The organism is Paenibacillus puldeungensis, assembly GCF_042678945.1.
GTDB classification, from domain to species: Bacteria; Bacillota; Bacilli; order Paenibacillales; family Paenibacillaceae; genus Fontibacillus; species Fontibacillus puldeungensis.
In genome coordinates this window covers 1-13996 of the sequence record NZ_JBHTLM010000028.1, presented here as the reverse complement: position 1 = coordinate 13996, position 13996 = coordinate 1, and the positions used below count along the sequence as shown (strand labels likewise).

Sequence of the window (13996 nt, the reverse complement as noted above, 5' to 3'; positions counted from 1 at the left end):
TTAATAGGGTTGTTTTGTTTCTTTTAGCTGCACTTTTTACATCTAAATGCTCAATACTTCCAATATGGTGATGTTTAACTGTACTTAATGCATTTAGCAAGTTACGGTAACAGTGAGTTTTACGATAGCAGCAAGTCCTACGATACCCATTACTCCCGGGAATTTAAAAAATTCTAGTAAATAAATAAAACCTTCAATCCCACGTTCCCGTGGTTTTGAAGGTTTATTCACTACCGCTTCCGAGCAAACAACATGCACTAGAACCGCAAATCGCGCTCGCCAGCCTCAATGCGCTTCAGCCTGTTTACGGTTCCCTCCCGGGCGGACGGCTTCGGAATGCGCCGAAGATTGCTTCTGATCAGCGCATCCCCCATTTTCCGTGCCTCATCATCGCCGTAATCCATCAGATATTCCTTGAGCGTAAGCAGGGCATTCGGTCCACATACGTTATGGATCTGGCCCGACTTGGCCAGCCGCATGAAGCGGTCGCCCGTTCGGCCTTCCCGGTAGCAGGCGGTACAGTAGCTCGGGATATATCCGTCCTGACAAAGCGATTTGATCATCTCGAGCGGAGAGCGATGGTCGCCCACCTCAAACTGCGGCTTGTCGCCGCAGCCTTGCCCTTGCCCGCCGTGGGCTTCAATATAACCGCCAACCCCCGTGCAGGAGCCCGCGCTCACTTGGGAGATGCCAAGCTTGATGACCTGATCGCGAAAACCCGCATCCTCCCGGGTAGACAGAATCATACCGGCATATGGAACGGCCAGCCGCAGAACGGCGACGATTTTTTTGAAATCGTGATCGTTCACCAAATACGGAAAGCTGTCCAAATCAACCCCTTCGGCCGCCCGCAGGCGGGGCACGGAAACCGTATGCGGACCGCAGCCGAACATCTCCTCCAAGTGCTCCGCATGCTTCAGCATCGCGATCGTCTCATATTTGTGATCGTATAAACCGTACAGAACTCCAATGCCTACATCGTCGATGCCAGAGCGCATAGCCCGGTCCATTGCGGTTGTATGCCAGTCATAGTCCCGTTTAGGGCCCTGGCCGTGCATTCTGAGATAAGTCGGGCGATGATACGTTTCCTGGAACAAAATATACGTTCCGATTCCTGCGCCGGCAAGCCTGCGATAGTCCTCCTCCGTCGTCGCCGCAATGTTGACGTTGATCCGGCGAATACTGCCATTGTCGACCTTGACGGAATAGATCGTTTCGATGCATTCGACGATGTAATCGATCGAGCAATTTTCGGGGTCCTCCCCAGCTTCCAGTGCCAGCCGCTTGTGCCCCATTTTTTGTAGCACCTCGACCTCCTGGATCAGCTGCGCACGGTCCAAACGCCGCCGGACCATACCACCATTTGAATGTTTGTACCCACAGTATTCGCAGTTGTTAACACAATAGTTGCTTACATACAGAGGCGCAAACAGTACAATTCGATTTCCGTATATACGCTCTTTCACCTCGCGAGCAGTATGGAAAATCTCCTCCAGCATCACATCGTCTTCCACATGAAGCAGAACAGCCGCCTCGGCCGCGCTTAATCCCTTGGACGCCCGTGCCTTCTCAAGAATGCCCATCACCTTTTTCGGTTCATGCGCCATAGACGCCCCATAAGCCAGCGCCGATACAATCTCCTCGTCAGAGATAAAGTGGGCTCGCTCCCACTGTGCCGCCTTACTCATTCCAATCCCCCCTTGTAAGCAGATAAATGGACTAAAGCGTGCAAAAAAAGTGCCGAACCTTCGCCTAGAAACGGGAGCGTACGAAATAATGCGTATGCAGATAAAGGTGGCTCTTCGGGCTGTTCGGTTGATCCAGGAACTCCTCATAAACCTTCTGAATGTACGGATTTTTATGCGACTTTCGAACAAAGGCCGCCTCGTCCTCATCATAGATCGCCTTGGAGCGCTCTGCTTTCACATTAATCCGATCCCGGATAGCGGGATCCACGAACGGCTGACCGCCACCGCATACACAGCCTCCCGGGCAAGCCATGACCTCAATGAACTCATACTGCTTCTCCCCGCTAATCATCATGGACATCAGCTTTCTCGCATTCTCGAGGCCGTGAACCACGGCAGTGCGAATCATTTGCCCGTTCGGCAGCAGGGCCGTGGTTTCCTTAATGCCTTCCAGGCCGCGTACAGCATTGAACTCAACCGTCTCCAGCTCATGCCCGGCAACCAGCTCAAACACCGTCCGCAGCGCCGCCTCGGCTACGCCGCCTGTCGCCCCAAAGATCACCCCGGCGCCTGACGATTCGCCAAACGGGTTGTCGAAGGTCTCTCCGCGCAAAGCAGCAAAATCGATTCCCGTCTCTTTAATCATGCGGGCAAGCTCCCGGGTCGTAAGCACGTAATCGACATCCTTTAGCGTTTCATTCGACAGTTCCTCACGCTGCCCTTCGAATTTCTTTGCTGTACAGGGCATGATGGACACGACAACGATTTGCTGAGGATCGATTCCCATGAGTTTGGCGAAATAACTCTTGATCATGGCCCCTTCCATCTCATGTGGAGACTTGCAGGTCGATAGGTTATCCAGCATTTCCGGGAAAAACTGCTCAACGAATTTGACCCAGCCCGGACAGCAGGAGGTCATTAGCGGCAAGCCTTTCCCCGTTTCGAGCCGATGCAGCAGCTCTGTGCCCTCCTCCATTATTGTAAGGTCGGCGGCAAAGTCGGTATCAAACACCTTGTTGAAACCGAGACGCCGCAGTGCAGCCACCATCTTGCCAGTGACGCGGGTGCCGATCGGCATCCCAAATTCCTCGCCAAGAGCCACCCGCACTGCAGGTGCGGTCTGCACCACAACGAATTTATGCGGATCGGAGAGCGCCTGCCATACGTCACTGATGTTCTCCCGTTCCTGCAACGCCCCGACCGGGCAAGCCATGATGCATTGTCCGCAGTTAATGCAGACGGATTCTCCAATCGGCCTCCCCAGAGCGGGCCCGATCATCGTGTTGAAGCCGCGATTCATAAACCCGATCGCTCCGACCGTTTGCATCTCGCTACATACCTCCACGCAGCGGCCGCACAGGATACACTTGGATGTATCTCTGACGATGGATGGCGAGGAGTAGTCGACTGCGGATTTCGACTTCTCTCCCACATAGCGCACCGTGCGCACACCGACCTGTTTGGCTACCTCCTGCAGCTCGCATGTCCCGCCGCGCAAACAGGAGGTACACTCCCGGTTATGGTCGGACAAAAGCAGCTCGACCGTCGTCTTGCGAGCTTTTCGAACCCGTGGGCTATTCGTTTTGATCCGCATACCATCCTCCGCCACCAGTGTGCAGGAGGCGATCAGTCGCGGACCGGATTCCACGAGACAAACGCGGCAGCTTGACGAATGGTTCACACCCTGCAAATAGCAGAGGGTGGGAATATGAATCCCGAGTTCGCGGGCCGCCTGAAGAACAGTCGTCCCTTTCGGGACTTCCGTCAATATATCGTCAATCCAAAATTTTACGGTATCCATGTTCGGGTCTCCTCACACTTTAGCTTTTATAAATGGCGGCGAACTTGCAGCTATCAAAGCAGAGGCCGCATTTGATGCACACTAGCGGATCAATGGCATGCGGCTCCTTCACTGTGCCCGTTATGGCTCCCGCCGGACATTTCCGGGCACAAAGCGTGCAGCCGCGGCATTTCTCGGGATCGATCGCATACGTGATCAGCGAACGGCATACTCCTGCCGGGCATTTCTTATCGATCACATGCGCAATATATTCGTCACGGAAATACTTGAGCGTCGATAGTACCGGATTCGGCGCCGTCTGTCCGAGACCGCAAAGCGAGGCCGCTTTGATCTGCTCTGACAGCTCCTCCAAGGTATCCAAATCCTCCATCGTACCTTTGCCCTCCGTGATTCTCTCCAAAATCTCGAGCAGCCGTTTAGTCCCGATCCGGCACGGGGCACATTTGCCACACGACTCATCTCGCGTAAAGTCCAGATAGTACCGGGCAACGTCAACCATGCAGGTGCCTTCGTCCATCACCAGCATACCGCCCGAGCCCATCATCGAGCCAAGGCTAAGCAGCGTATCGTAATCTATCGGGCGATCGAGATGCTCGCTCGTCAGACAGCCGCCGGATGGTCCGCCGGTCTGAACCGCTTTAAACGCCTTGCCGTTCGGAATCCCGCCGCCGATTTCATAAATGACCTCGCGCAGCGTAATCCCCATCGGCACCTCTACCAGCCCGGTGTTGACTACCTTGCCGCCAAGCGCAAACACCTTGGTTCCCTTGCTTCGCTCCGTGCCGATTCCGGCATACCAACGGGCCCCTTGCAGCAAAATGATTGGAACGTTCGCCAGCGTCTCTACGTTGTTAATGACGGTCGGCTTCCCCCATAACCCGCTTACCGCCGGGAAAGGCGGTTTGGGATTCGGCATGCCGCGCTTGCCTTCTACAGAGTTCATCAGCGCGGTTTCTTCCCCGCAAACAAAAGCTCCGGCTCCTAAACGAACACTAATGTCAAACGAGAAACCGCTACCAAAAATGTCTTCGCCCAGCAGCCCGTATTCCCGTGCCTGCTTAATCGCCGCTTGCACCCGTTTTACAGCGATCGGATATTCGGCCCGCAAATAGATGAACCCGTGGTTCGCTCCGATGGCGTAACCGGCAATCGCCATTCCCTCCAGCACCGAATGGGGATCCCCCTCCAAAATCGAACGATCCATAAACGCCCCCGGGTCCCCTTCATCGGCGTTGCAGATCATGTACTTGTGCGGATTGTGCTGCTTGGCCGCCGTTTCCCATTTGATCCCGGTAGGAAATCCGCCACCACCCCGGCCACGTAAACCTGCTTCTTTAACCTGGGAAATGACGTCCAAAGGCTCCATCGTCGTCAGCACTTTGTGTAACGCCCGGTATCCGTCCATCCCGATATATTCATCGATTTCCTCCGGATCAATCGTTCCGCAGTTGCGCAGCGCGATCCGTCTTTGCTTGCGGAAGAAATCAACATTGTGAAGCGGTTTGATCCGCCCGTCTTCCATCGCTTGCCGATAAACGAGACGATCAACTATTTTTCCGCCCAACAAGTGCTGCTCAACAATTTCAGCTACATCCTTCACACTTACCCGGCTGTAAAAGACCTCCTCCGGGTAAATGATCACCACCGGCCCCAGCTCACAGAGTCCAAAACAACCGGTGCGTACGATATCGATCTTGTCTTCGATACCCTGACTGAACACTTCCTTGCGAAACGCCTCCACGATTTGCATGGAGTCCGAGGAGGTGCAGCCGGTCCCGCCGCAGATCATGACGGCTCGCTGGGCCACGCCGTTTCCGGGCGCCCCGACCTTTCCGAGCCGCCGCTTCGTTAGCGAGCTCTGGTGAGAAGCGCGAATATGGTCCAGATCTAACAACGTTATCATGGATTTTCCCTCCTAATGCGTTTCAGCAGGCGTCCGTACTTGCTTCAGTATTTTAGGAATTTCGTTTGGCGTGAGCCGCCCATAAACCTTCTCCCCGATTGTCATGACCGGAGCAAGCCCGCAAGCTCCAAGGCAGCGAGTGGCGTCAAGCGTAAACTGCCCGTCCGGGGTAGTGCCTTGAACCGGGACATTCAGCTCCTGGCTGAGCCGATCCAGTATCCCCTGCGCTCCCTTGATATAGCAGGCCGTGCCCATGCAGACGCGAATGACATGCTCTCCTTTCGGCTCCAGTGAGAAAAAGGAGTAAAACGTAGCCACTCCGTAAATTTCCGCCATGGGCATCTTAAGCTCCTCGGACACGATCCGCAGCGCCTCCTCCGGCAAGTAGCCGAAGAGGTCCTGTATTTCATGCAGAACGGGAATGAGCGCACCCGGTAGAAGGCGGAAATGATCGATGATTTCGCGCACCCGATCCAGCCGCTCCTTCTGCAGCCCGCCTTGACAGTGGCAAGTATTTTCCATGGGTCAATCCTCTCCCTTCATCCTCACAGCATCGGATTTTCATGTTTCAATTTCAGGCGCTCCCAGCGTCTTTCTACTTCCTCCTCAAAGGCGCCAAGCAACTCGTCATCAGCCAGCATATGTTTGGTTTTGCCCATCATTTTCAGCCAGTCTTGAACCGGAACCCGCGCGTTTTTCACTTCCGGGTTATACGTAATCGTGGTGGCCCCATGCTCAACTTCATACAACGGGAAGAAGCAGGAGTCTACCGCGGCTTTCAAAATTTTTGTGCCCTGCGGGTCCTCGGAACGCCAGTTCAGCGGGCAGGTGCTCAGTATTTTTCCGTAGACCAGGCCTTCGTGCTGCGCATACCACTGCGCCTTCGCAGCCTTCATGATCAAATCCTGCGGAAAAGATTCGACCCCGGTAAAAACATAAGGAATGTTCGTAGCCGCCATAATTTGCGGCGTATCTTTATGATGGAACGCCTTGCCTTTCTGCTTCTTGCCGACCCCGGACGTGCTCGTCATATGGCCAAGCGGTGTCGAATAAGACAGCTGAGAGCCAGTGTTCATATAGCCTTCATTGTCGTATTCCAGAATGATCATGCGATGATTGCGGAGCGCGGCGCCGATCGCCGGACCCATCCCGATATCAAGCCCCCCGTCACCGGTTACCATCACGAAGGTTACGTCATCAGACACCTCGATTTCACCCCGCCGTTTGCGTTCCCAGAACGCCTCGACCACACCCGAGACAGTAGCTGCTCCGTTTTGGAACAGGTTATGGATGAAGGTTTGCTTGTGGGAGGTAAATGGATATCCAGCGGTAACGACATAAGCGCAGCCGGTTTGGAATAACGTGACCACATCCCCTTCAATTCCTTTATAAAATAGTTCCAGTGCCGTAATGGCGCTGCAGCCCGGGCAAGCTCCATGGCCGGGAGCAAGCCGCTTCGGCTTGGCTGTCAGACTGCGCAGCGGCGGCATCTTCACCTTGAGCTTCCCGGTCGCTTCATCCCGGGTCACATGAATGAGCCCGCTCTTGAATGCATCGCCGTATTTCGGGGACATCACCGGCTTCAGCTGATGCTCATCATCCCCAGGCACGTGGCCGTAATAATCGAACGGCTTCGCTGCTTTTCCTTGTTCCATCGCCTCGATAGCAAGTCGGAAGAAGGCTTCGGCATCCTCCGGGTAAAAATCTTTTCCGCCCAAACCGAACACCCGGGAAAGGACGATTGTCTTGTTCTGCGGATCAAGCTTCAGCGCAGAGCGGATCTCGTGGGTCATATTCCCGCCCTGGCCGCCGTAGGAGTCGGCGCGTTCCCCAACAAGCAGCGCCTTGACGTTGCGCAGCGCAGCCCGCAGTTCCTCTGCCGGGAACGGCCGGATGATATTCGGCCGAACGACTCCGGCCTTGATGCCCTGCCCGCGCAGCTTGTCGACGATGTCCTTCGCATTTTCAGCGGCGGAGTTAATAAGGAACAGCGCAACCTCCGCATCCTCCATTTTGTAGAGGTCCAGAGTAGGATAGCTGCGTCCTGATAAACGTTCATATTCCGCAGCGATTTGTTCAAACACTTTTGCCGCACGATCATGTGCGCAGGAGAGCTGATAGTGGTTGTTCAGCAAATCATCGCCGTTCATATGAGCACCGACCGTAATCGGGTGGGACGGATCAGCCACATCGTCGAACCCGACCGGCGGCTGCTCTCCGATGAAAGCCTGGACGGTCTTGGCATCTTTGAAATAGCTTAGCTTGCGCTTCTGATGCGAGGTGAAAAAGCCGTCATACGCCACGATGACAGGCAGCCGAACATCCGCATGCTCAGACAGCTTCAGCGCCATGATGTTCATATCGTACGCGGCCTGCGGCGTGCTCGCGGTCAGAATGATCCAGCCTGTGTTCAGCGCGTAATACAAATCGGAGTGATCGCCGCGAATATCAAGCGGTCCGCTGATCGCACGGGTTACTAGATTCATAACCATCGGAAACCGTGTGCCGGACTGCACAGGCAGCTGCTCCAGCATGTACATAAACCCGTTGGCGCTCGTTGCATTGATGACCCGTGCCCCGCTCATAGCCGCGCCATAGCAAATCCCGGCCGAGCCATGCTCCCCGTCGGCGGCGATGAGTTTAATGTCATGAAGGCCCTGCGCTTTTTTCTGATCCAAAATTTGTGCGATTTCCGTCGATGGGGTGATCGGGAAATAGCCCATGATATGATAATTGATTTGCGTCGCCGCCATGGCTGCCGCCTCATTACCCGATTCAAAGGCCGTTACCTGCTCGGCCAGCGCTAATTTGTTAGCATTTTCTTCCGCAATAGACATGTTGAAAAATCCTCCTTCCGTTAGTTAAAAACGTGGGCAACACGATGGCTATCAGCGTATCCCGCCTCTTCACGACGCACGGTCAGCGATCCGGTCGGGCAGATTTCCACGCATTTCAGACAGCCTTTGCAATATTGGTAATCGATCCCTCGCAAAAACATCTGCGGCCGGCCCTTCTTGTCCTCCCCGGATTCCCAAACAAAGCATAGATCCGGGCAAACCGCGTCGCAGTTGGCGCAATCAATACAGGTGTCCAGATTCAACTCCGGCAAAAAGCCTTGACGCGAGCCGCTCAAATCCTTGAGCACGCTGTTGCCTTGGGTCCGGATAATCCCGCCAAGCGGCTGGGTTTCATACCCGAGCAGCGGCTGCGGCCGTTCAAAGCGGATGCCGGTCGCCCCCTTTGGAGCCTCAATGGTCTGAAAACGAACCTCTTGATATCCCCGGTCAAACGTGCGTATATTGGGCTCAACCAAGTGCGGGTATTTCTTATGGAACGTATGCCGGATGACTTCACGCATGGAATCCGGGTCCATGAAATCGCAGATCCGGAAAAGAGCGCCAAGCATAGAGGTATTCACCTTGGTATGCTCGTCGATGGCAATCCCCATCGCGTCGATAACGGCTAGCGTTCCATAGGGGAAATTCAAGTCCTTCCGAATCTCCTCGAAGCTGCGGGTCGAATTCACCAGCAAAATGCCATCCGGCTTGAGTCCGCTTAGTACATTTACCGTTTTGTACAGCGCTTCATGGAACAGTCCGATGACATTAGGCTCTTCGATCGGGCTGTGATCACGAATATCTACATCAGGCTCGCAAAATCGGACAAAGCTTTTTACTGGCGAACCCTTCTTTTCGGAACCATAGGAGGAAAAACACGAACCATTTAAACCAAGCCCCAGCACCCCGGACTCCGCCAGCATTTTGCCGGCCAGGTTAGCCCCCATGCCGCCGATCGACTCCAGGCGGATTTCGAAAAAGCCAAGCTCATTCTTTTTGGTCAATATGCTCATTCGTTATGTCTCCTTTGCTATATTACTTGTGAATTTTTTCACTATTTTCGCAATTCAAATGAAGCTGCCAGCAGTTTGCTGTCTCAACGATTTCAGGCTATCCCCCCTCCCCATATCCACGGAAAAGCCGGCGGATTGAATGCGCAGCTCCAAGCAGTGCCTGCACTGCGCGGACTCTTCCCCTAAGCAAATCTTGTTGTTATATAAAGCGTATTTTTTTCGGACACTCACAGGCGATAAATTGGGCATGACCACATTGGCTCCGGCTTGCAATGCCAGTTCCCTCCCTTCGCCATCAAGGCTGCCTATCGCCGTGGTCGCCGGAATCAGCGCATCCGGAACGAACAAGCGGGCGAGTGCGATCATCACTAACGTATCGCCCACCGTACCGGGCTTTGCCGATCTCAGCGGAGTGTGGTCATGCGGAATAAACGGACCGATGCCGATCATATCCGGGTTTAACGCTTTTAAATAAAGTAAATCGTCAGCCAAATCCTCTGCGGTTTGTCCGGGCAAACCTACCATAAAGCCGGCACCTATCTGGTAGCCGATCTCCTTCAACATTCTCAGGCAGGTTCGCCGGTTATCATAGGACATACTCGGGTGCAAGGCCTCGTACAACTCACGGGAAGCGGTTTCATGACGCATTAAAAAACGGTCTGCTCCCGCTGCATAAAGTCTTCTATACGTGTCCTCGCCCCGCTCGCCGATCGACAAGGTCACTGCCGAATGCGGAAACTCCGCTTTAATGGCCTGAACGAGGTGGGTAAGCATATCCTCCGTATACCAGAAGTCCTCACCGCTTTGGAGGACGAACGTGCGAAACCCGAGCCTATACCCTTCGCGGCAACACTCCAGAATCTGCTCGGGGTTTAGCCTGTAGCGCTCAGCATCCCGGTTGCTTGCGCGAAGCCCACAGTACAGGCAATCCTGCCTGCAGAAGCTTGAGAACTCGATCAGACCTCGCAAATAGACCTTGTCCCCGTATTTTTGCAGGCGTCTTTTATGAGAAAACCGAAAAAGCTCGTTTCTTGACTCGGGATCGAGATGCTGCAGAAAATAGACAATCTCATCTTTGGATAACTCTCCCCGGGCATACAGTTTGTGAATAAACTGTTTCATCCGCGATCCGTCCCTTTTTGTCTATATAAGTGAAACTAATGATTGTACAGATACAGGCTGCCAGGTGTAACGTTTTGCTAATTGTGAATATTTTCACTTATAGACTATGTGAAATAACAACGTCTGGTACATAATATCTATGCTAATTACGTGAATTATTTCACTAACTTTCCATTAATGAAAAGATCCTTCGCCATGATTATAGCTATGATGCATAACCACTTAAGAACTGAATGTTTGAATGTTGAAAGCCTGATAAAGATAACTTCGATTTTATTGTGAAAAATTTCACTAAAATATCACTCAAAAGCGCCTTCCTTTAAGTGCCGTTCTGCTGGAAACGTTCAACAATCTTGGAGTAGGGTTTAAAAAAAGATGAGTAAATCAGAGGTGTGATCTTAGAGGCCGAAAAATAACAATATATTATTCGGGTAAAATCATGCTGTCAACACAGGTGACATACGTTGTAACAGCAACGAGGTTATGTACCTCTATATTACCATGATTTATTAATTTGGGTAGGGGGTATTTGGGATATCCTAACTTTTTTCTGAGAAACCTGTTTCTTCATCTCTCATAACTATAACTGTACAGATGAGATATATGAGAGGAAATACGACAAAGATGGGCAGCTGAAGCAGGTCGCATCGCACTGAAAACGTAATCAAAACACTGGTAACCCCGTTGACTTGCACGAACGGCATATATGCAGTAGATGCAAATAGTACATCTATTCTGACGTTTCTCTCTCCTTATTCCGATTTAGTTGCAAAACGTACATTTAAAGCAGGGCTTTGTCCGGTTTCCTGATCATTTCCGCCCATTTAGCTGCACTTTTTGCATCTACTTTCTCTTACTCATCAAAAAGTGAAAAAATAGATGCACCAAATACAATTACTTCCTAGTGCTAAGGTGGCACTACCCGATATCGGCCATATTCACATCGAAAAAAAGGGCACCACTTCATCACAGTTTATATAAAAGCAAAAAGCATGTCCCGACAATCGGGACATGCTCGTAGTCTCTCGCTTCTTAGGACCAATCCAGTCCAGTATCCTTCGCGATCGGCTCTTCCTTCACCAAGGTATACAGGGTACCAGCTTCTTCCTTCCGAGTCGTCTCGGCCAGGCGTTCGACACGGACCGTGACCAGCTTCTGGCCGAATTGTACCGTGATTTCATCGCCTACCTTGACCGTACTGCTCGGTTTGGATTCACGCCCGTTAATCAGGACTCTACCTTGCTCGGAGACATCCTTGGCAACCGTGCGCCGCTTGATCAACCGTGACACCTTCAGGAATTTATCAAGACGCATTATTTTACAGCTTCTTTAAGTTTGTTGCCCGCTTTGAATGCAGGAACATTGGATGCAGGGATTTCGATCGTTTTACCGGTTTGCGGGTTGCGGCCCGTGCGACCGGAACGTTTGCGGGTTTCGAACGTACCGAAGCCGATCAATTGTACTTTGTCTCCACCAGCAAGAGCTTCTGTGATTTCGCCGAGAAAACCGTTCAATACGGATTCAACGTCTTTTTTAGTAAGTCCGCTTTTGCTGGAAATGTTGTTGATCAGATCTGTTTTGTTCATCAATAATGCCTCCCAATAATTAAAGAAATAGGTGATACCTTGGCACTACAGGCGGGGGGCCTGATTAAAGCCTGGATATCTTTGTATCAGTATTCTTGCTTTAGTTTGAAAATCCTGCCCGAGCCGGAACTTTTTTTTGTTTTTTTCGCAAAAAAGCTGGGATTTAGGCCTTTTTTCCCATCATATTTGTTCGTTCTGCTTCGCTTCCTCCCATAATTCATCCATCTCGGCGAGCGTACTTTCCCCCGTTGTTTTTCCTTGCTCGCTTAGGCGCTGTTCAACATAATGGAAACGCCGGACAAATTTGGAGATGGTTCGTGATAGAGCCTGCTCCGGGTCAGCACCAATAAACCGTGCGGCATTCACTACGGAAAAGAGAACATCCCCCAGTTCGAGCTCCTGTACCGAGGCGTCATGCTGCTCTTGGACCGCCTCTTTCAGTTCGGCGATTTCCTCCTGCAGCTTGTCCCATACACCTTCGATTCCTTCCCAGTCGAACCCGGCCTTGGCCGCCTTCTTCTGGAGCTTGTAAGCCTTCATCAAGGCCGGCAAATCCCGTGGTACGCCGCTAAGCGCAGACAGCTTCTCGGGCTCGATGCCTTTGCGCCGTTTCTCCTCCGCCTTCATCGCTTCCCAGTTGTTTAGCGCGGCTTCCGCATCCTCGGCGCTTAAGCTGCCAAACACATGCGGATGGCGGTACAGCAGCTTTTCATTCAATTCCCTAATGACGTCGTAAACCGTAAATGTTCCCAGTTCTTCTTCCATTTGCGAATGGAGCATGATTTGCAGCAGCAAATCTCCCAGCTCCTCACGCATATGATCCGGGTCGTCATCATCGATCGTCTCCAGCACCTCATAGGTTTCTTCGATGAGATTTTTGCGGATTGATTCATGCGTCTGCTCCCGGTCCCAAGGACATCCTCCAGGACTACGCAAAATCGTGACAATTTCATGAAGTCGCTGGAAGCTGCGGATACGCAGTGCTTCATTGTCGCTTGCAGGTACATAAACGAGCGATAAGTTGCCATAGCCCTGAACCCGATCCAGCTCGAACAACGGGACACGGTGAATTTCCTCCTGCCCTTCAACGCCAAGGGCGTGACCGACAGTGACCGGATAATCATCCGGGTAGACATCCATCAGCCCGAGCTTCACTTCCGAAGCAGTAAGCTGGTCGTAAACCTGGCCGATCAGCAAATGCTGCTGCGGATCGATTCGCTCACCGGAAATCGCGGAAGAATCGAGCAGCTGAAACCCTTCGATCGGGTCAAAGCCAAGCTGTACAAAGGCTTCATCCAGAAAGCTTTCGCCTCCGATGATGGTTAGGGCTATCCCTTCCTGAGGGCAACGCTCCCGAAGCAGCTTGACTGTGGCCTCAGCGACCATCGGGTGACCCGGAACGGCATAAACGATGCTATTTCCTTCGGTCCCTTCTTTGGCCCGATCTAGGAGCCGCACGGCGATTTCCTCGTACACGGAAGGAAAATCATCCTTCGCCTCGTATACCTCGTCGAACGACTGGAATGCCACGCCCGTCTTCTCAAGCCAGGTTACGACCGGGTGATCCTTCGTCCGGACATAACGTTCTTCCGCTTCTTGAAGACGTTTTAAGCTTCCTAAGGTCAGCCGGTCGGGATCGCCCGAACCTAAACCGACCACTGTAATACTTGCGCTCATGCTAACCTTCCCCTTCCTGCCTGTCTACTGCATGTAAATACTATACCATTGCCTGTACCGATTTACGAAATCGGCGAGTGGCTGCTAGGGCGCGGCGTGACATGGCATGAGGCTTTGCCAGCGCTAGGCCTTAGGCGTGGCGTGAAGCGGCCCGCGAGGCACTTTGCGGGCCCTGTGCCGGCTGTGGCGGCCCGTAGCTCGGCCACGTCATGCCTACGGCAGCAGGCGCAGCTTGCGCAGCCACGCCAGCAGCTTCGGGCCGACGCGCGGCAGCGCCGCAAGCTCGGCCTCGCTGAGCAGCCGCGTGCGCAGCACGGCGGCCGCGAATACGGCTGCGCCGAGCAGCACGCCGAGCAGGCTCTCGGCCGC

Annotated in this window: 10 protein-coding genes; all 10 read right to left on the bottom strand. The window is 53.0% G+C overall.

Annotation, left to right across the window (positions count from 1 at the left end):
- Positions 1–257: 257 nt before the first annotated feature.
- The gene (hydG, locus tag ACFQ3W_RS23765) at positions 258–1688 is read right to left on the bottom strand and encodes a [FeFe] hydrogenase H-cluster radical SAM maturase HydG (protein WP_379321717.1); all 1431 of its coding nucleotides are present in this window, start codon (positions 1686–1688) and stop codon (positions 258–260) included.
- A 64-nt stretch (positions 1689–1752) separates the two neighbouring features.
- On the bottom strand, positions 1753–3489 hold the full coding sequence (locus ACFQ3W_RS23760; protein WP_379321716.1) for an NADH-dependent [FeFe] hydrogenase, group A6: 1737 nt from the start codon (positions 3487–3489) through the stop codon (positions 1753–1755).
- Positions 3490–3508: 19 nt separating this feature from the next.
- Positions 3509–5392, bottom strand: a complete 1884-nt coding sequence (gene nuoF, locus ACFQ3W_RS23755; protein WP_449290213.1) for an NADH-quinone oxidoreductase subunit NuoF — start codon at positions 5390–5392, stop codon at positions 3509–3511.
- Positions 5393–5404: 12 nt separating this feature from the next.
- On the bottom strand, positions 5405–5914 hold the full coding sequence (nuoE, locus tag ACFQ3W_RS23750) for an NADH-quinone oxidoreductase subunit NuoE (RefSeq protein WP_379321715.1): 510 nt from the start codon (positions 5912–5914) through the stop codon (positions 5405–5407).
- A gap of 23 nt (positions 5915–5937) precedes the next feature.
- Positions 5938–8229, bottom strand: coding sequence for a thiamine pyrophosphate-dependent enzyme (locus ACFQ3W_RS23745; protein ID WP_379321714.1), 2292 nt, complete (start codon positions 8227–8229; stop codon positions 5938–5940).
- A gap of 20 nt (positions 8230–8249) precedes the next feature.
- Positions 8250–9242 (bottom strand): 2-oxoacid:acceptor oxidoreductase family protein, encoded by a 993-nt coding sequence (locus tag ACFQ3W_RS23740; protein WP_379321713.1) that lies wholly within the window; start codon positions 9240–9242, stop codon positions 8250–8252.
- 54 nt (positions 9243–9296) lie between these two features.
- A complete protein-coding gene (hydE, locus tag ACFQ3W_RS23735) occupies positions 9297–10364 on the bottom strand; it encodes a [FeFe] hydrogenase H-cluster radical SAM maturase HydE (RefSeq protein ID WP_379321712.1) in 1068 nt (355 codons plus the stop codon).
- 1032 nt (positions 10365–11396) lie between these two features.
- A complete protein-coding gene (locus tag ACFQ3W_RS23730) occupies positions 11397–11678 on the bottom strand; it encodes an RNA-binding S4 domain-containing protein (RefSeq protein WP_379321711.1) in 282 nt (93 codons plus the stop codon).
- A complete protein-coding gene (locus tag ACFQ3W_RS23725; protein ID WP_018753532.1) occupies positions 11678–11950 on the bottom strand; it encodes an HU family DNA-binding protein in 273 nt (90 codons plus the stop codon). The genes ACFQ3W_RS23730 and ACFQ3W_RS23725 overlap by 1 nt, the downstream gene beginning before the upstream one ends.
- Before the next feature lie 180 nt (positions 11951–12130).
- Positions 12131–13627, bottom strand: a complete 1497-nt coding sequence (locus ACFQ3W_RS23720) for a bifunctional methyltransferase/pyrophosphohydrolase YabN (RefSeq protein ID WP_379321710.1) — start codon at positions 13625–13627, stop codon at positions 12131–12133.
- Positions 13628–13996 lie beyond the last annotated feature (369 nt).

Coding starts and splice junctions, on each gene's coding strand:
- ACFQ3W_RS23725 (WP_018753532.1), bottom strand. CDS start 11,950: ATGAACAAAACAGATCTGATCAACAACATTTCCAGCAAAAGCGGACTT.
- hydE (WP_379321712.1), bottom strand. CDS start 10,364: ATGAAACAGTTTATTCACAAACTGTATGCCCGGGGAGAGTTATCCAAA.
- nuoE (WP_379321715.1), bottom strand. CDS start 5,914: ATGGAAAATACTTGCCACTGTCAAGGCGGGCTGCAGAAGGAGCGGCTG.
- ACFQ3W_RS23720 (WP_379321710.1), bottom strand. CDS start 13,627: ATGAGCGCAAGTATTACAGTGGTCGGTTTAGGTTCGGGCGATCCCGAC.
- ACFQ3W_RS23740 (WP_379321713.1), bottom strand. CDS start 9,242: ATGAGCATATTGACCAAAAAGAATGAGCTTGGCTTTTTCGAAATCCGC.
- ACFQ3W_RS23760 (WP_379321716.1), bottom strand. CDS start 3,489: ATGGATACCGTAAAATTTTGGATTGACGATATATTGACGGAAGTCCCG.
- nuoF (WP_449290213.1), bottom strand. CDS start 5,392: ATGATAACGTTGTTAGATCTGGACCATATTCGCGCTTCTCACCAGAGC.
- hydG (WP_379321717.1), bottom strand. CDS start 1,688: ATGAGTAAGGCGGCACAGTGGGAGCGAGCCCACTTTATCTCTGACGAG.
- ACFQ3W_RS23730 (WP_379321711.1), bottom strand. CDS start 11,678: ATGCGTCTTGATAAATTCCTGAAGGTGTCACGGTTGATCAAGCGGCGC.
- ACFQ3W_RS23745 (WP_379321714.1), bottom strand. CDS start 8,229: ATGTCTATTGCGGAAGAAAATGCTAACAAATTAGCGCTGGCCGAGCAG.